The organism is Actinoallomurus bryophytorum, from assembly GCF_006716425.1.
GTDB lineage: Bacteria > Actinomycetota > Actinomycetes > Streptosporangiales > Streptosporangiaceae > Actinoallomurus > Actinoallomurus bryophytorum.
Genome location: NZ_VFOZ01000001.1, coordinates 3,709,224 through 3,725,855, shown reverse-complemented (window position 1 = coordinate 3,725,855; position 16,632 = coordinate 3,709,224). Strand labels below are relative to the sequence as shown.

The window sequence follows — 16,632 nt, the reverse complement described above, 5'->3', positions numbered from 1 at the left end:
CGGCCGTCAGGACAGGAACTTCACGAAGCCCTGGGCGAGCGCGTCGGCCATGCGCTGGCGTCCGGCGGGGCTCTTCATCTTGGCGGCGTCACCGGCGTTGCGCATGTTGCCGCATTCGATGAACACGGCCGGCACGGTGGCCACGTTGAGACCGCCCAGGTCGCTGCGGACGTCCAGGCCCTTCTTGCCGAGGTAGCTGGAGTAGGGGATGCCGGTGCCCTGGTGGAAGGCGTTACGGATGTCCAGGCCGAGCCTGTCGGACTTGGGCACGACCTTCTCGTTGTGGCCCTTGATCACGGCCGGCTCGATGACGTGGAAGCCATGGCCGCTGGCCGGGGCACCGTCACCGTGGATCGCGAGGCTGGCATCGGCGTGCGCCCGGTTGGCGATCTTCGCCCGCTCGTCGACGCACGGTCCGACGCCCTTGTCGTTCTTGCGGGTGAGGATGACCTTGGCGCCCTTGGCGCGCAGGTCTTTCGCGAGGCGGTTCGCGACGTCCCAGGTGAACGCGTGCTCGGCGTAGTTGTCGTTCGTCGCGGTGCCGGTCGAGTTACACGGCTTGTACCCGTTGTAGACGTTGACCTTCTTGTTGATGATCGCCGGGTGCGAGGCGTTGGCGCCGTTGTGACCCGGGTCGATCACGATGACCTTTCCGGCGAGGGAGCCCTGCGGCGGCGCAGGTGTGGACGCCGCGGCGGCGGCCGAGGTCGTCACGGCCGACGGCGGGGTGGCCGACGCGGCGGAGCCGTCACCGGACCCGCAGCCACAGAGGAGTCCGGCCGCGGCAGTGATCGCCAAGGCCCCGAAAGTTCTTCGTCCGGAGTGCGTCATCAGAGAAGGCATCACTGCCCAGTGTGCCAAACACCTCCGGCAGCTATGTCCCGAAGGCGGTAAAGCCCTGCTCCACCGCAGATCACGGCCCCGTACACGGCCCCGTACGTACGGCCCCACGTACGGCAAGGTGACCGCCGCCGCCCTCTCCGCGCTGAGTTGTGGCGACGACGGCCACGCCTGGGATCCCGCAGCCGCCGGCTACAGGTAGGCGTGTTCCTTGCCGAGCAGCGCGGCGAGGGCACGTGCCTCTTCCGCGTCGAGGCCGAGCACCACGCGCGGACGGCCCCATGGGTGGTCGATCGAGTGGGCGACGTAACTGGCGACCGATTCGGAGACCTCTTCGATCAGGCCACGCGCGCGCCGCCACTGTGACCACGCGCGTTCGAGCTCGCTCGCGGCCCGCTGGGCGCATGACACCAGTTCCGGATCACGCATGATCAACCCCCCGGTATTGATTGCCGCTCGGCGGTCCCTGCGACGACGACGGCCCTTCCCCCCGGTAGGGCCGTCCTCCTCCGCCCCCCAGCCCGCCGAGCGGCTGGTGTGCTCACCCATTAAGACCGGCCGCACGGTGAACGGCACACCGGTCCGGCCAGACTTGACGAGGCGCTTACCGTCACCAGACCCGCGATCACCACCCCGGGACCGCAGGTAGATCAGCGATGCCGCAGGTAGATCTAGTGCGGTGCGCGGCCTGTGGTCGCGCGGATCACGAGGTGGGGTACGACGAGCGTCTGCAGCGGCTCCCGTAGAGGGTCCTCGATGCGGGCGCACAGGCGTTCGGCGGCGACCCGGCCCATGTCGCGGCGCGGCTGGTCCACGCTCGTCAGCGAGATGTGCCGGATGGCGGCGAGGTGGGTGTTGTCGTACCCGACGATCGAGACGTCGTCGGGCACGTGCAGGCCGAGCTCGTCCGCGGCGGACAGCACCCCGGTGGCCACCAGGTCGTTCGGGGCGAAGATCGCGGTGGGACGCGGGTCGCGGGACAGCAGCTTGCGCGCGGCGCGGTAGCCGCCCTCCTCGGTGAAGTCGCCGGGCTCCACGACGATCCGATCCTCGAACGCGTGCCGCCGCATGGCCTGCTCGTACCCGGTACGCCGATAGTGCGCGGTGGTCGAGGGCGCGCCCTCGATGTGGGCGATCCGATCGTGGCCGAGGCCGACGAGGTGGTCCACGGCCAGCCGCGCACCGAGTTCGTCGTCGTCCACGACGATGTCGACGCCCTCGACGTCACGCTCACCGACGACGACCACGGGGACGCTCTTGGACGCCTCGGTGAGCGAGTCGGGCACGACGCTGAGGAGTACGAGCCCGTCGACCCGCATCTCCAGGAACGCCTCGACCGCCTCCGCCTCGAAGTGCGGATCCCACCGGCCGCTGCCGACGAGCATGCGCAGTCCCTCGCCGTGCAGGCTCTCCTGCAATCCGTCGAGGAACTCGGCGAAGAAGGGGTTGTGCAGGTCGGCGACCAGCGCACCGATCAGGCGCGTACGCCCTTCGACCAGGCTGCGAGCGACCGCGTTGGGCCGGTAGCCCAGCTCTCTGGCGGCCTTGAGCACGGCCTGCCGGCGCTGCTCACTGACATGCGGGGATCCGCGCATCACGAGCGAGACCAGCGATTTGGACACGCCTGCCCGCTCCGCCACGTTGCGAATGGTGGGCTTTGCCGCCACGGCCTTCTCCCGGCGTCGGTCCTCTGCTGCCATCGAATCTCCTGTAGCCCAGGGGGTCCACTGAATCGGGGCAGAGACAGACGGACCGCCGCAAGGGATGCCATGATGCCCCCACAACCCCGCTGGCGGCTGTAACAGTGCGTAAGGGGCGACCCGGACTGGACTTTCGGGCATGCCACTAGGCGGCGTTTGAGGCGTCTTTCGATGCCTGACCTGGCATGGGCGGCCCTGTATTGGACGCGGGCTCGGATACGCTGCCAGCGTGGGTGATCGCGCCGTGGATGGGAATGAGCCTGCGCAGGCCGTTCGACGCTCATCCGACAGCCGCCCGAGCAGGCGGCGGCTCAGCGTCGACGAGCGTCGTGACGAGCTCATCTCCGCTGCACTGCAGCTCTTCAGCGACCGGCCGCCCGAGGACATCTCGATCGACGATGTCGCGGACGCCGCCGGCGCGTCACGTGCGCTCGTCTATCACTACTTCGGGGGCAAGCAGGAGCTGTACCTCGCCGCACTGCACAGTGCCGCCAAGCAGCTGGACGACCTGCTGCGACCACCGGCGGAGGGCAAGCCCCTGGAGCGCCTGGCGGTGTCGCTGCATCGCTACTTCGACTTCGTCGAGGACCACGCGGCCGGTTTCGTGGCACTGCTGCGGGGTGGCCCGGCCTACCGTTCGGGTGAGGTCGGCGAGGTCCTGGACGGGATCCGCGGCCTGGTGATGAACCACATCATCACCTCGATCGGCGTCGAGGCCCCGGGCCCGGTCCTGCGCATAACGCTGCGATCGTGGATGGCGTCGGTGGAGACGGCGGGCCTCGACTGGCTCGAACACCGCGACCTGTCCCGCGAGGCACTCGAACGGCTGCTGGTCGACCATCACGTGGTACTTCTGGACGTCGCCGCACGCCACGATCCGGACGTGGCGGCCCTGCTCGCCCGCATCGCCGACGGAGACCCGGCGTAGGCGGTCTCACCTGGCTTCTTCCGTCTCTGCTGTCCGGCGGATTCCCGCCATGGAGCCGTATCGCTGGGTAAGGGAGTTGTAACCGGTACAACTGCCTCTTCCGGCGTCAGTGGCCGCAAAAACGCCCTGTCCGAAACCGGGCAGCGCATCGTGCACATCGGTCATCCGACGACGGGAGGTTCTGGTGTCTTCCGGCTGCGTTCCTGACATCGCGGACAGACGGCCACCTCGCCCTCAGCGGCACCCGGCAGCCTCCTTCGACCTCACGAGGGAAGGCCACCTCGACCCGACGACACCCCGGCAACCCCCCTCAACCCCACGAGGGACGGCCATTTCGGGCTTGATGTCGCGGGATGCCGGCATCGCCCACCGCGAGGGCCGATGTGCCGTCTCCTCACCTCGACGTACCGGATCGGGTGGTCGCCGAGCAGGCCGCGGCCCCGATGAGGGCTGCCACTCCGTCACGCTTTCCCGCTGGCTGTTCCCTGCGAGGACGCGTTCTCATGTCACCCAGCCAGGCGTACGGACGCGGCTTGTGTCGTTCGTGGCCTGCCGTTATCGGCGCCGTCTACCGCGCTGGACCTGCGTGTCGGCGCCTTGCGCCGCCCGCGCGGCGCCTTGTGCGCCCTTCGGGCGTCTTGGTCGACCCTTGCGGCACCTTGGCCGACCCGCGCGGTGCCTTGTGCGCCCTTCAGGCATCTTGGTCGACCCTCGTGGCGCCTTGTGCGCTCTTCGGGCATCTTGGCCGACCCTCTCGGTACCTTGGCCGACCCGCACGGCGCCTTGGCTGACCTCAGGATGGCCTGGCCGGGCCGTACGGCGAATATTTCGTACCTCGCCGCTTCCGGGCGTGTCGTCCGGGGCGTTCAGGCGTTCGCTGGCGACGTCTCGGGCGTGTCTAGGCCCTTTGGGCGTGTCCGGCGGTTTTGGGCGCGTGAGGCGTCCGCTCTGCGTAGTACGAGCGATTTCGGGCTGGCCTCGATCATCCCTGGCCCTGGGCTGTGCGCTACGCGCTTCATCGCGGCTCAGGGCGCCCGAATGATCTCTCTGAGCTTCGGTTTCGGCGATACGGATGCCCCACCCGGCCTGGGCGGGACATCCGTACCTTCAGCGTGAGTCGTCTCCAGTCCGAAGCGGCCGTCGATCCTGAACGGAACGATGGCCCCTCCAGGCCGGAGACGACCCGCGCGGAGTCCGTAGAACCCCCCTACACGACCCCGTTTGGGAACGGGGCCGACACAACTTTCAGTGGAAAGCTCCCCGACCGCCCACACGTGGCGGTGGCTCCGCCACATCGCGGTCAACGTCACGCGACCGACCACGGCTGACCCGCAGCCGACCGGTGCGCCCCCCTTGTTACGGCGGCCATCGGCGATCCCTCAGGCGCGCCGATCCCCGGTCGGGGTGGTTTCGAGTTACTCCGACCGCTGCTGCGGGATCCCCCCCAGCAGAGCGCGGACCTCGGCCTCGCGGTAGCGCCGATGTCCTCCCAGCGTCCGGATTGACGTCAACTTCCCAGCCTTCGCCCAGCGGGTGACGGTCTTGGGGTCGACGCGGAACATCGTCGCCACCTCTGCCGGCGTCAGCAGGGGCTCGGCCTCTGGCGTACGAGCTGACATTTGTGCGGCCTCTCCTCCGTGGACCGATGACAGCGATCCAGCGTTTGATCCTCGCGCGTGCCACTGATGTCTCTTATGGTCTGGATGAACCACTTTGACATCACAAGACGTAACCATGCCACCACTCAGCGCAACAGGCAAGTCCCTGATAGCAACTCTGCGATTTTTGGTGACTGAGTCACGCTGCGTGATTCTAGCGACACGTATCGTCGCATCGCGCGCTGATTCAGGTAATTGTCCTCAGTTCGCGGATTCAAGAGCTCGTACGACGCGCCAGCGGGAGACCACGCGCTTGTGCATCGCGATCGCGAGTTCGGGCTCTCCGGTCTCCATGCCCGTGATCGCCGCAGCCACCTCCGCCACGGACTCATCGGCACGTAGCGCGGCGTCGTCGAGGATGTGCACGAGCCCGCCGTAGTCGAGTTCGACCAGCGAGTGCGGGTGGAACTCCTCCAGCCAGCGACCCACGGATTCGACCTCGTCGAGATCGAATCCGTCTTCGGCGTGGCGCCGTACCGCGGCGAGGGCTCGCGCCACGCGGCGCCTTGCCTGGGCCATCGGCGTGACGTAGATCAGCGTGCGTACGGGCGTGGCGGTCGTGGGACCGCCTCCGGCGTTCTCGTCGTGCCCGCCGAGCACCAGCCAGCGCTCTTTGGCGATGAAGGGTACGAACCAGGCAAGCGGGACCTGCCACGTGCTCGACAGGATGTGCGGGCTGAGGGTGCTGTTGTGGCGCTTCCAGCGGTCGAACGCGCCGTCGGCCTGCTCGGCCACGCGCGGCGGCACGAACATCTCGGCCAGCTGCTCGGACATCCCCGCGCGGAACCGGTCGAAGGCCAGCCACGAACGCAGCCGCGTCTCCCACGGGCAGACGTAGGTCACGCCCTCGGCGCGCCGGACGTACGCGTCGCGGCTCTCACGCAGTGGCGCCACGATCGGAGGTACCGCGATCAGGCGTCTCAGGGCATGCGTGTGCTCGACGTCCAGTGCTCCGACACGCCGCGGTCGCCGGTCCGATGCGGCATACGCTGCCCAAATGGACTTCTCCGGCTCGGCAAAGGCGTTCAGCGGTTCGTATACCCGAAGGTACGCGGCGTAAGGCAACACGTCCGCATCGTGACACGATCTCACCGCGGAACGCTCGCCGTCACGCGCGCTGAGACGCTCCTGAGACCTCCCGGAGCCGCTCGGCGCCGACGCCGTAATCGATCACTGCGGGCCGGCGGCCGGTGCGCCTACTCTGAGCCTGTCCGACTCATGCTCCCGGAGCTGGTCGTTTGTCGTGCGATCCACGGACATGTCGCCCGGCTTTCGGGTATCGGGTACAAAGCTCACGCCGCCATCGCGGCATTGGGCAAGTGTGCGCTCAGAGAGGAGCCACAACAGTGACGAAGGTCTTCGGCACCCCCCATGAACAAGTCGTGTTCTGCCATGACGAGGCCACCGGCCTCAGGGCGATCATCGCCATCTATTCGACCGCACTGGGTCCTGCGCTGGGCGGCACCCGCTTCTACCCGTACGAGTCCGAGGACGAGGCGCTCGACGACGTGCTCAACCTCTCCAAGGGCATGGCGTACAAGAACGCTCTCGCGGACCTCGATCTCGGAGGCGGCAAAGCGGTCATCATCGGCGATCCCACCGCGATCAAGACGGAGGGGCTCCTGCGCGCGTACGGCCGGTTCGTGCAGTCGCTGCACGGCCGCTACTTCACCGCCTGCGACGTGGGCACCTTCTCCGAGGACATGGACGTCATCGCGCGTGAGTGCGACTACGTCACCGGCCGTACGCTCGCACACGGAGGCGCCGGCGACTCGTCGATCCTGACCGCCTTCGGGGTGTTCCAGGGCATGCGCGCCGCCGCGGAGCACACGTGGGGCGACCCGACGCTCCGCGGCCGCCGCGTCGGCGTCGAGGGAGTCGGCAAGGTCGGCCGCAGGCTCGTCGAGCACCTGGTCAGCGATGGCGCCGAGGTGGTCATCACCGACGTGACCGAGGCCGCGATCGACCGCGTACGCGGCGAGCACCCCGAGGTCGAGGTGGCCGACGGGCATGACGCGCTGAGCGGTGCCGAGCTCGACGTGTACGCCCCATGCGCGATGGGCGGCGCCCTGGACGACGCGACCGTCGAGGCGCTGCGGGCGAAGATCGTGTGTGGCGGCGCCAACAACCAGCTCGCCCACGCCGGCATCGAGAAGCAGCTCGCCGACCGCGACGTGCTCTACGCCCCCGACTACGTGGTCAACTCCGGCGGCGTGATCCAGGTCGCCGACGAGATCGAGGGGTTCGACTTCGACCGCGCCCGGCAGAAGGCCACGGGGATTTTCGACACCACGCGCCGCATCTTCCAGATCGCCTCGGACGAAGGCGTCCCTCCGGCCGTCGCCGCGGACCGGCTCGCCGAACGCCGCATGTCCGAAATCGGCCGTCTGCGCGGCATCTTGGTCAATCCCTGACCCGTTCTCGTCCGGGATCTCCACGGTGATGGGGATCCCGGACCAGTCGGCTCGTGACGTCGGCTATCCTCGGCAGGAGCCGCCACCGCGCAGACGACGTACCGAGCCGGGCGCAAAACGGGTACGGTTGTAGCCGTAGCCGGGGCGTGGGGTCACGCCGCGCCCGGCTGTGGTTGCGTAAGCGAGCGTAAGTGGGGCCAACGACGGGTCCCCGACCATCGAGGGGGTCGAGCCAATGGGGCGCGGCCGAGCCAAGGCCAAGCAGGTGAAGGTTGCTCGCCAGCTGAAGTACAACAGCGGCGGGACCGATCTTGACCGTCTGCGTGGCGAGCTAGGCGTCAACCAGAACTCGCAGGATGACCATGACCCCTACGACGACGACTCGTCGGCGTATGAGGACCTCGCAGACCGCTATGCGGACTACGCCGAGGACCACGACGAGAGCGACGGTAAGAGCACGGCGAAGTAGCCGTCTCAGTATTTGGGATCAGCCCACGTTCGTCACTGGGCGGATCTCAGGGGTCGTGCTAAGTGCATGACCGCAAAGCGTTCCCGCCGCCCCGGCGGGGGCGCTTTGCGTATGCCGATCGGCGTTCCTTGCGATCGCTGATCTCCTGCGGCGTTTTGCCGTAAAGGGCGCAGATGCCCTGGGTCGTGTTTCGCATGCCCATGCCCTGCGTCTTCCGCTCGCGGTCCCTGACCTGCCGGCCGAACCCGTCGGCAGGCAGCATGCCGCCGGCGCGTTTTCGGTTTCCTGTGATCACTTACAGCGCGTGAGCGTTCCGTCCCCTGCGGGTTCACGGCCGGGTGTCGCAGGTGGCGATGGTCAGACGGGTGCTCGGGCGTGAGCCTGGGCGGCGAGGCCCGAGTGCGGGATTGCCACGGGCCGCGCGTCGCCGAGGCTCCTAAGCACGGGGCTCTTGAGCACGGGGCTCTTGAGCACGGGGCTCTTGAGCACGGAGCTCTTGAGCACGGAGCTCTTGAGCACGGAGCTCTTCAGTGGGGCTTCCTGAGGGCGGGGGGTCTTGGCATGTGACGCCTGACGGCGGGGCTCTTGGAATGGGGCTCCTGAGCGTGGGGCGGCCAGATGCGAGACAGGGGCGGGCTCCGGAGCTCAGGATCGGGCAAGCGCTACGGGGCTCGATCTAGGACCCGCACCTTGGCTCAGCCTTAGTTGTCGTATCTGGCCGGGAATGGGCTCAGGTATTGGCATACGTTCGGATGAGTTTGGGCTTTCGGTCAGGCGCTCGGGCCTGGGTCTCGGGTTCGGGATTTGGCCTCGAACTGGCGCTGGGGCTCGACACGAGCTCGAACTCAAACCAGCCACATCTCGGTTCCAGCCCGACCGGCACCAGCCCTCGCCCGCAGGAGAGGGGAGCCGGGTACCACGAGCCAGAGTCAAGGGATGGGCCTGACTCGAGTGGGAAACGGGGTCTGATGCGGAATCAGACCGGACCGGGACCTGAGGAGATGGCCTGGGGCTGGGGCTGGATTGAGGGCCGGGCCTGGGTGACGGCCTGAGGTCGGCTCGCCAGCGAAAGCCACATCCCAGGCCAGCACCACGCCTGAATGACGGCCTGAGGTCGGCCCACCAGCGAAAGCCACATCCCAGGCCAGCACCACGCCTGGGCAACGGCGCGAGGTGGATCTCCCAGCGAAGGCCGGGTCCCAGGCCAGCACCACGCCTGGGCAACGGCGCGAGGTGGATCTCCCAGCGAAGGCCGGGTCCCAGGCCAGCACCACGCCTGGGCAACGGCGCGAGGTGGATCTCCCAGCGAAGGCCGGGTCCCAGGCCAGCACCACGCCTGGGCAACGGCGCGAGGTGGATCTCCCAGCGAAGGCCGGGTCCCAGGTGAGGAGCGGGTCTGAGCGAGGACTTGGGGTGGGTCTGAGGTGAGGGCCCCGCTCCCCGCTCCCCGCTCCCCGCTCCCCGCTCCCCGCTCCCCGCTCCCCGCTCCCCGCTCCCCGCTCCCCGCTCCCCGCTCCCCGCTCCCCGCTCCCCGCTCCCCGGAAAGTTGACCTCAAGATGCGCTGGAATGGCGCCAATTAGCGCAATTAGCGAGTTAAGTCATGGCGAATTGCCTCTCCCATCCACCGATTGTCTCGGGTTAGGCTTACTTCGAGTCGAAGTCTGTAAGGTCGTTAGTCAGGGGGGCGCGCCGTGGGCGCATGGCGGGGGTGGATCGCGGCGGTGCTGCTGACCGCGCTCGCCTTCACCTGTGGGCCCGACGTGCTTGACGCGTCGTCCCCTGCCGGGCAGACCACGGTCGTCGCGGGGGAGTTCGCTGAAAAGCTCGGCTCTCACGTGCGCGACGACGCCATCGACATCCGGCATCAGATCGCCGATCGGGGCTCGCCTGCCCATCTACGGCTCCCCGCGCTTCCACCATCGCCGCAGACCGCCGCGCCCGTACCCGTCAAGGGGCAGGCTCAGGCGGTGCCGATGGCCGTGACGGCCGCCATCACCGACGCCGGTGGGCGGCCACACCTCGGGGCGTGCTCGCCCGAGGCGCTCCAGATTTTCCGCTGCTGAGCTCTCCGTAGGGAACCCGGTCGTTGACCGTCGCCTTCGTCATCGTAAAATGAGGCGAATTGTCGCTTAACCGACCGGCGATCTCCTGTCCATGGCGGCGCGATGACGCGCCTCTCCGCATCTCTCAGTCAAGCCCTACGGATGCACAGAAAGGCTGCGCCATGCAGTCGCTGATCGACAATGCCCGTACGTTTCCCGCGCGGGCCACGGACCGGTCCACCGACCTCGGGCGCCTCTCCGCGGGCCAGAGCCCGGAGGCACTGTTCATCGCGTGCTCTGACTCACGCGTCGTGCCCGCACTGATCACCGGCGCGGGGCCCGGAGAGCTCTTCGAGCTGCGTACGGCGGGCAACATCGTGCCCGGCTACGACCCCGAGCGGGCCTTCGGCGAGACCGCCACCATCGAGTTCGCGGTGGAGGTGCTCCAGGTGAGCAACATCGTCGTGTGCGGCCACTCGCACTGCGGGGCGGTCACCGCGATCGTACGGCCCGATGACCCGGGCACTCCCGCGACGGTACGGCGCTGGCTCGCCGACACCGAGCCGCACGACGCGACCCGCGATGCCGTCGATCTTCGCGACGGTGACGCTCTGACGTCCGCCGTGCAGCGGCACGTACTCACGCAGATGGAACGCCTCCGCGGCCATCCCAGTGTCGCGGCGCGGCTCGAGGATGGCCGGTTGCGCCTGCACGGATGGTTCTACGCCATCGACACCGGGGTGGTCAGCGCCCTGGAGCCACGCGAAGGAAAGTTCCTGCCGCTGTAGCGAGACGGCCGACCCACACCAACACCGACGCGCGACCCCGCGGCGGCCATCCGCCGCGGGCATCCATGGCCGCGGTCCCCGGGACCATGCCCGGGGGCCGGGCCGGCGATCTCAGGCTGTGATCTGACGCTCCGCCGAACTCCCCGCCCGCATCCCGCCGCCGTCAGTCCCATCCGCGAACCCAAGGTGAGAGATGGAACTCTTCTCGGCACGCGACACACTGTGGCGCGACGCCCTTGCTTCCGTAGTCGTCTTCCTGGTCGCCCTGCCGCTCTGCATCGGCGTGGCGGTGGCCTCCGGGGTGCCCCCGGAGCTCGGGCTGGTCACCGGGATCATCGGCGGCCTGGTGGCCGGCGCCCTGCCCGGTAGCAGTCTCCAGGTCAGTGGGCCCGCCGCCGGCCTGACCGTGCTCGTGTACGAGGCCGTGCACGAGCATGGCCTGCGGGTCCTCGGGATCGTCGTGCTCTCCACCGGTCTCCTCCAGCTCGCCATGGGCGCGCTGCGGTTAGGCCGGTGGTTTCGCGCGATCTCCATCTCGGTGGTGCAGGGCATGCTCGCCGGTATCGGCCTGGCGCTCGTGGCCGGTCAGGTGCACACGCTGTTCGACGGCCGTTCGCCCGGTGCGGCGCTGGCCAACCTGACCGCGCTGCCCGAGCTGCTCGCGGACTCGGCGCGCGATCCCTCGGCCCTGGCCGCCGGCGGTGTCGGGGCCGGCACCCTCGCCGTCCTGGTCTGCTGGCGCTTCGTGCCGCGCCGGCTGCGTACGGTCCCGGCGGCGCTGGCGGCGGTGGCGCTCGCCACTCTGGCGACGGCAGTACTCGACCTGCCCGTACAGCGCATCCAGGTGCACGGGCTGCTGGCGGCGCTGCGGCCGCCGTCACTGGATGACCTCGGCTACTTCGGCGACGTGGGCGTGCTCGGGACGATCGTGGCGTTCGCGCTGATCGCCTCGGCCGAAAGCCTGTTCAGCGCCGCAGCGGTCGACCGGATGCACAACGGGCCGCGGACGAGGTACGACCAGGAGCTGATGGCCCAGGGCGCCGGGAACTCCGTCTGTGGCCTTCTCGGCGCGCTCCCCATGACCGCGGTGATCGTCCGTAGCGCGACCAACGTGCAGGCCGGCGCGCGTACCAAGCTCTCGCGGATCCTGCACGGCGGGTGGCTGCTGGCGTTCACGGTGGCGGCGCCCGCGGTGCTCGGGGTGATCCCGGTCACCGCGCTGGCCGCGGTCCTCGTCCACGCGGGCTGGAAGCTGCTGTCTCCGCGCGACGTGGGCCGCCTGTGGCGTACCGAGCGCGGTGAGGCCATCGTCCTGCTCGGGACCACCCTGGCGATCGTGCTGACGAACCTCTTCGAAGGTGTCCTGATCGGCATCCTGCTGGCGATCGCCAAGACGGCCTGGGACGTCTCCGACATCCACGTGGACGTACGCGAAGGCGACGGGACGGGGCCGATCGAGATCCGGCTCACCGGGAACGCGACCTTCCTGCGCCTGCCCCGGATGCTGGACACTCTCGAGGCGATACCTCACGGGCGGCCGGTCGAGCTCGACCTGTCCGCGCTGCGCCACCTGGACCACGCCTGCCGTACGGCGTTGATGGGCTGGGCCACCCAGCACGGCGGCCGGGACGACACGCCGGTACGGGTCTCGGAGGGCGCGGGTATCTAGCGCGGCGTCTCGAGAGCGTGGCCGATGCCCGGTTCGCGGGGGCCGAGGAAGCGCGGGCCGGGCTTGGCCACCAGGTCGTACGCCGCCTTCAGGCCGGCGGGCAGCTCACGCAGATAGGAGATCACCGTGGCGATCGGAGCGTACGGGCTGCTGTCGTCGCCGACGCCCCACGCGTCGATGCCGACCGAGCGGCACAGCGTGATGGCTCGCGGCAGGTGGAAGCGCTGGGTGATCAGGATCGCGCGGTCGACGCCGAAGATCTTCTTGGCCCGTACGCAAGAGTCCCAGGTGTCGAAGCCGGCGTAGTCGAGCACGATGCGGCCGGACGGCACGCCCCGCGCGATCAGGTAGTCGCGCATGACGAGCGGCTCGTTGTAGTGCGAACGGCTGTTGTCGCCGGTCACGAGGAGGACCTCGACCTTTCCTCGCCGATAGAGGTCCAGCGCGAGCTCCAGGCGTCCGACCAGCATCGGAGAGGGATGCCCCTGCGGTGCCCCGGCGCCGAAGACGATGCCGACGGCGGTGGGCCGGACGTTTCCCGGGCTCACCCGATAGCGGGCCGAACCGGCGTACATCCACCCCAACGGCAGCACCAGGGCGTACACGCCGAGGGCGCACAGCACCGCCAACGGGGCCCTGCAGCGCCACAACCTGCGCGCGAACGTTCCCACATCGATTAGGGACGCCTGCGGGACGACGGGAGTTCCTTGGTCAGATGAGCTTTACCGAGCCGGAACCGGGAACGACCTCGCCGATCGGCCAGCCGTCGACACCGCGTTCGGCCAGCAGCCGCATCGTGGCGTCGATGTGCGAGGCGCCCACGATCGCGGTCATCCCGACGCCCTGGTTGAAGGTCCTGTCCATTTCTTCGCCCGGCACTCGCCCGTACGACTCCAGCACCGAGAAGATCGGCGGCGGCGTCCACGTGGCGCGCTCGATGACGGCGTCGCAGGAGGACGGCAGGGACCGGGCGAGGTTCGCGGCCAGGCCGCCGCCGGTGATGTGCGCGAACGCGTGCACCTCGGACGCCCAGGCGAGGGCCAGGCAGTCCTTGGCGTAGATCCGGGTCGGGGTGAGCAGTTCTTCGCCCAGCGTGCGGCCCAGCTCGGGCACGATGGCATCCAGCGACAGCTCCGTCTCCCGCAGCAGATGACGGACGAGGGAGTAGCCGTTGGAGTGGATGCCCGAGGACGCGAGGCCCACCACGATGTCTCCGGGCGAGACGCGCTCGGGGCCGAGCAGGCGGGACGCCTCCACTACACCGGTGCCGGCCCCGGCGAGATCGAACTCATCGGGTTCGAGCAGGCCGGGATGCTCGGCGGTCTCGCCACCGACGAGCGCGCAGCCGGCCAGCGCGCAGCCTTCGGCGATGCCGGAGACGATCTTGGCGATGCGCTCGGGTACGACCTTGCCGCAGGCGATGTAGTCGGTCATGAACAGCGGCTCGGCGCCGCTGACCACGAGATCGTCGACCACCATGCCGACCAGGTCGTGCCCGATCGTGTCGTACACGCCCAGCCGGCGGGCCAGGTCGACCTTCGTGCCGACGCCGTCGGTGGAGGTGGCGAGCAGGGGGCGTTCGAAGCGCCGGACCGCGGAGATGTCGAACAGGCCGGCGAAGCCGCTGGAGTCGTGCACCACCTCGGGCCGGCGCGCCTTCGCGAGGTGGGACTTCATGAGCTGGACGGCCCGGTCGCCGGCGGCGATGTCGACGCCGGCGGCCTCGTAGGACGTACTCACTTGCGAGCCTCTTCGAGCAGGTGTTTACCGCGGGCGTTCTCGGCCACGTCGATGGGGTACTCGCCGTCGAAGCAGGCCCGGCAGAGCCGCTCGCGCGGGATGCTCGTCGCGGCGATGAGCTCCTCGAGGGAGATGTAGCCGAGAGTGTCGGCGCCGAGCGAGGCCCGGATCTCCTCGACGGAGAGGTTTCCGGCGATCAGCTCGGCGCGGGTGGCGAAGTCGATGCCGTAGAAGCACGGCCAGGACACCGGCGGGCTGGAGATGCGGACGTGCACCTCCTTGGCGCCGGCCTCACGCAGCATCCGGACGATGGCCCGCTGGGTGTTGCCGCGCACGATCGAGTCGTCGACCACGATCAGGCGCTTGCCCTCGATCGCCTCGCGCAGCGGGTTGAGCTTGAGCCGGATGCCGAGCTGACGGATGGTCTGCGAGGGCTGGATGAACGTGCGGCCCACGTAGGAGTTCTTGACGAAGCCCTGGCCGTACGGGATCCCGGACGCCTCGGCGTAGCCGATCGCGGCCGGAGTGCCGGACTCGGGCGTCGGGATGACCAGGTCCGCGTCGACGGGGTGCTCGCGGGCGAGCCGGCGGCCGACGTCGACCCGGGTCGCCTGCACGCTGCGGCCGGCGATAGAGGTGTCGGGCCGGGCCACGTAGACGTACTCGAACAGGCAGCCCTTGGGATCGGGCTCGGCGAAGTGGGTGGAACGCACCCCGTCCTCGTCGATGGCGATCAGCTCGCCGGGCTCGACCTCGCGGACGAACGTGGCGCCGACGATGTCGAGCGCCGCGGTCTCGGAGGCCGCGACCCAGCCGTGCTCGAGCCGGCCGAGCACCAGCGGGCGGATGCCCTGCGGGTCTCGTGCGGCGTAGAGCGTCTGCTCGTCCATGAACACCAGGGAGAAGGCACCCCGGACGAGCGGCAGGATGTCCATCGCCGCCTTCTCGACCCCGCCCGGCCCGGTGCCGAGGAGGGCGGTGAGCACTTCGGTGTCGGTGGTGGCGCTGAGCTCGCCGGGGCGCAGGCGAGCCGCCAGCTCAGGGGTGTTGATGAGGTTGCCGTTGTGCCCGAGGGCCAGGCTGCCGTCGTCGGTGGACCGGAAGGTCGGCTGGGCGTTCTCCCAGACGCTGGACCCGGTCGTCGAGTAGCGGCAGTGCCCGATGGCGATGTGGCCACGCAGGGTGTTGAGCACTGACTCCTCGAAGACCTGGGCGACCAGGCCCATGTCCTTGAACACGACGATGCGCGCCCCGTCGCTGACCGCGATGCCGGCAGATTCCTGCCCGCGGTGCTGCAGGGCGTAAAGCCCGAAATAGGTGAGTTTGCTGACCTCTTCGCCCGGAGCCCAGACGCCGAAGACACCACATGCGTCCTGCGGGCTGTGATCGAGGGGGTCGAGGTCGTGGGTCAGTCGTCCGTCTCCGTTCGACACGTTGCCCAGTGTAGGCGGTGGCCTCGACCCGCTGGTCACGGACCGGCGCGCCGCGAGCCTCCTGCGGCTCCGATCCCCCACCATGGGGAGCCGGAAGGAGCTTCCATGGCCTATCAACCGGCGGGCTACCCGCCCCAGCAGCGCCGAGGACTGGGCATCGCCGCCCTCGTCCTCGGGATCGTGGCGATCATCACGTTACTGCTGTGCGGTCTCGGTGCCGTCGTCGCGATCGTCGGCATCGTCATCGGCATCATCGCCGTGGCGCGGAACAACGGCAGGGGACTGGCCGTGACAGGGCTGGCACTGTCCACGGTGACGCTGGTGGCCGCGATCGGGGTGGGCGTCTGGTTCTTCAGCCGCGTCTCACCCTGCGCCGACCGGACGCGGTACCCCACCAAGGCCGACCGTGACCACTGCCTGGAGGGCCGTGTGCCGTTCTTCAAGGCCACCGCGACCCCGGGAGCCGACGGACCCCGACCCTAAGGCCAGGGCCTGTCTCGAAGTCCTCGGCCTGGGCCCCCGTCTGGCCTGGGCCCCACCCGGTCTGTCCGGGCCCCGGTCTGTCTGGAGCCCGGTCTGTCTGGAGCCCGGTCTGTCTGGAGCCCGGTCTGTCTGGAGCCCGGTCTGTCTGGAGCCCGGTCTGTCTGGAGCCCGCTCTGTCTGGAGCCCGCTCTGTCTGGAGCCCGCTCTGTCTGGAGCCCGCTCTGTCTGGAGCCCGCTCTGTCTGGAGCCCGCTCTGTCTGGAGCCCGCTCTGTCTGGAGCCCGCTCTGTCTGGAGCCCACCCGCCCGGGGGTGCCATCCCACTCTCATTGTCCAGCGGGAACAGCGGCGGGCGGAAGTAGAGCGGGGTTCTGTGGATAACCCCGGGCTGCCCACCCAGGCGGCGCCACACGGCACAGGCGGCGCCACGGCACAGGCGGCGCCACACGGCACCAGCATGACTCGACCC

16 protein-coding genes are annotated in these 16,632 nt (G+C 69.2%); 7 read left to right on the top strand and 9 right to left on the bottom strand.

What is annotated here, in order from left to right:
- Positions 1 to 6: 6 nt before the first annotated feature.
- The 3 genes from FB559_RS17555 to FB559_RS17545 form a co-directional block, all read right to left on the bottom strand.
- The gene (locus FB559_RS17555) at positions 7 to 798 is read right to left on the bottom strand and encodes an N-acetylmuramoyl-L-alanine amidase (RefSeq protein ID WP_246121697.1); all 792 of its coding nucleotides are present in this window, start codon (positions 796 to 798) and stop codon (positions 7 to 9) included.
- Positions 799 to 1,032: 234 nt separating this feature from the next.
- Positions 1,033 to 1,269, bottom strand: a complete 237-nt coding sequence (locus FB559_RS17550; protein ID WP_141956619.1) for a hypothetical protein — start codon at positions 1,267 to 1,269, stop codon at positions 1,033 to 1,035.
- A gap of 242 nt (positions 1,270 to 1,511) precedes the next feature.
- Positions 1,512 to 2,540, bottom strand: a complete 1,029-nt coding sequence (locus FB559_RS17545; protein ID WP_141956618.1) for a LacI family DNA-binding transcriptional regulator — start codon at positions 2,538 to 2,540, stop codon at positions 1,512 to 1,514.
- Positions 2,541 to 2,769: 229 nt separating this feature from the next.
- Between FB559_RS17545 and FB559_RS17540 the strand changes: the two genes are divergently transcribed.
- Positions 2,770 to 3,468, top strand: coding sequence for a TetR/AcrR family transcriptional regulator (locus FB559_RS17540; RefSeq protein ID WP_246121695.1), 699 nt, complete (start codon positions 2,770 to 2,772; stop codon positions 3,466 to 3,468).
- A gap of 1,415 nt (positions 3,469 to 4,883) precedes the next feature.
- Here the strand turns inward: FB559_RS17540 and bldC are convergent.
- Both bldC and FB559_RS17530 read right to left on the bottom strand, forming a co-directional pair.
- The gene (gene bldC, locus FB559_RS17535; RefSeq protein ID WP_141956617.1) at positions 4,884 to 5,087 is read right to left on the bottom strand and encodes a developmental transcriptional regulator BldC; all 204 of its coding nucleotides are present in this window, start codon (positions 5,085 to 5,087) and stop codon (positions 4,884 to 4,886) included.
- 240 nt (positions 5,088 to 5,327) lie between these two features.
- The gene (locus tag FB559_RS17530) at positions 5,328 to 6,194 is read right to left on the bottom strand and encodes a DUF8083 family protein (RefSeq protein ID WP_141956616.1); all 867 of its coding nucleotides are present in this window, start codon (positions 6,192 to 6,194) and stop codon (positions 5,328 to 5,330) included.
- 278 nt (positions 6,195 to 6,472) lie between these two features.
- Here FB559_RS17530 and FB559_RS17525 point away from each other — a divergent pair, with 278 nt between their 5' ends.
- Both FB559_RS17525 and FB559_RS17520 read left to right on the top strand, forming a co-directional pair.
- Positions 6,473 to 7,540, top strand: coding sequence for a Glu/Leu/Phe/Val dehydrogenase dimerization domain-containing protein (locus FB559_RS17525; RefSeq protein ID WP_141956615.1), 1,068 nt, complete (start codon positions 6,473 to 6,475; stop codon positions 7,538 to 7,540).
- A gap of 235 nt (positions 7,541 to 7,775) precedes the next feature.
- Positions 7,776 to 8,009, top strand: coding sequence for a DUF3073 domain-containing protein (locus FB559_RS17520; protein ID WP_141956614.1), 234 nt, complete (start codon positions 7,776 to 7,778; stop codon positions 8,007 to 8,009).
- Between the two features lie 357 nt (positions 8,010 to 8,366).
- On the opposite strand, the gene FB559_RS43935 is transcribed toward FB559_RS17520, so the two are convergent.
- Positions 8,367 to 8,528: a hypothetical protein gene (locus FB559_RS43935; protein WP_185792269.1), complete on the bottom strand. Its 162-nt coding sequence runs from the start codon at positions 8,526 to 8,528 to the stop codon at positions 8,367 to 8,369.
- Positions 8,529 to 9,701: 1,173 nt separating this feature from the next.
- Here FB559_RS43935 and FB559_RS17515 point away from each other — a divergent pair.
- From FB559_RS17515 to FB559_RS17505, 3 genes are all read left to right on the top strand, one after another.
- A complete protein-coding gene (locus tag FB559_RS17515) occupies positions 9,702 to 10,073 on the top strand; it encodes a hypothetical protein (protein ID WP_141956613.1) in 372 nt (123 codons plus the stop codon).
- 161 nt (positions 10,074 to 10,234) lie between these two features.
- Complete coding sequence (locus tag FB559_RS17510; protein ID WP_141956612.1) at positions 10,235 to 10,840, top strand: carbonic anhydrase; 606 nt, start codon at positions 10,235 to 10,237, stop codon at positions 10,838 to 10,840.
- A 193-nt stretch (positions 10,841 to 11,033) separates the two neighbouring features.
- The gene (locus FB559_RS17505) at positions 11,034 to 12,509 is read left to right on the top strand and encodes a SulP family inorganic anion transporter (protein ID WP_141956611.1); all 1,476 of its coding nucleotides are present in this window, start codon (positions 11,034 to 11,036) and stop codon (positions 12,507 to 12,509) included.
- Here the strand turns inward: FB559_RS17505 and FB559_RS17500 are convergent.
- From FB559_RS17500 to purF, 3 genes are read right to left on the bottom strand one after another with little or no spacing between them, the layout of a single operon-like run.
- Positions 12,506 to 13,180: a SanA/YdcF family protein gene (locus FB559_RS17500; RefSeq protein WP_246121693.1), complete on the bottom strand. Its 675-nt coding sequence runs from the start codon at positions 13,178 to 13,180 to the stop codon at positions 12,506 to 12,508. The two genes, FB559_RS17505 and FB559_RS17500, sit on opposite strands and share 4 nt — an antisense overlap.
- A gap of 40 nt (positions 13,181 to 13,220) precedes the next feature.
- Positions 13,221 to 14,249, bottom strand: coding sequence for a phosphoribosylformylglycinamidine cyclo-ligase (purM, locus tag FB559_RS17495; protein WP_141956610.1), 1,029 nt, complete (start codon positions 14,247 to 14,249; stop codon positions 13,221 to 13,223).
- Positions 14,246 to 15,682 (bottom strand): amidophosphoribosyltransferase, encoded by a 1,437-nt coding sequence (purF, locus tag FB559_RS17490; protein ID WP_185792268.1) that lies wholly within the window; start codon positions 15,680 to 15,682, stop codon positions 14,246 to 14,248. Before purF ends, purM begins: the two co-directional genes overlap by 4 nt.
- Before the next feature lie 105 nt (positions 15,683 to 15,787).
- On the opposite strand from purF, the gene FB559_RS17485 reads away from it, so the two are divergent.
- Entirely contained in the window at positions 15,788 to 16,165 is a 378-nt protein-coding gene (locus FB559_RS17485; protein WP_141956608.1) for a hypothetical protein, read from the top strand.
- Positions 16,166 to 16,632: the final 467 nt, after the last annotated feature.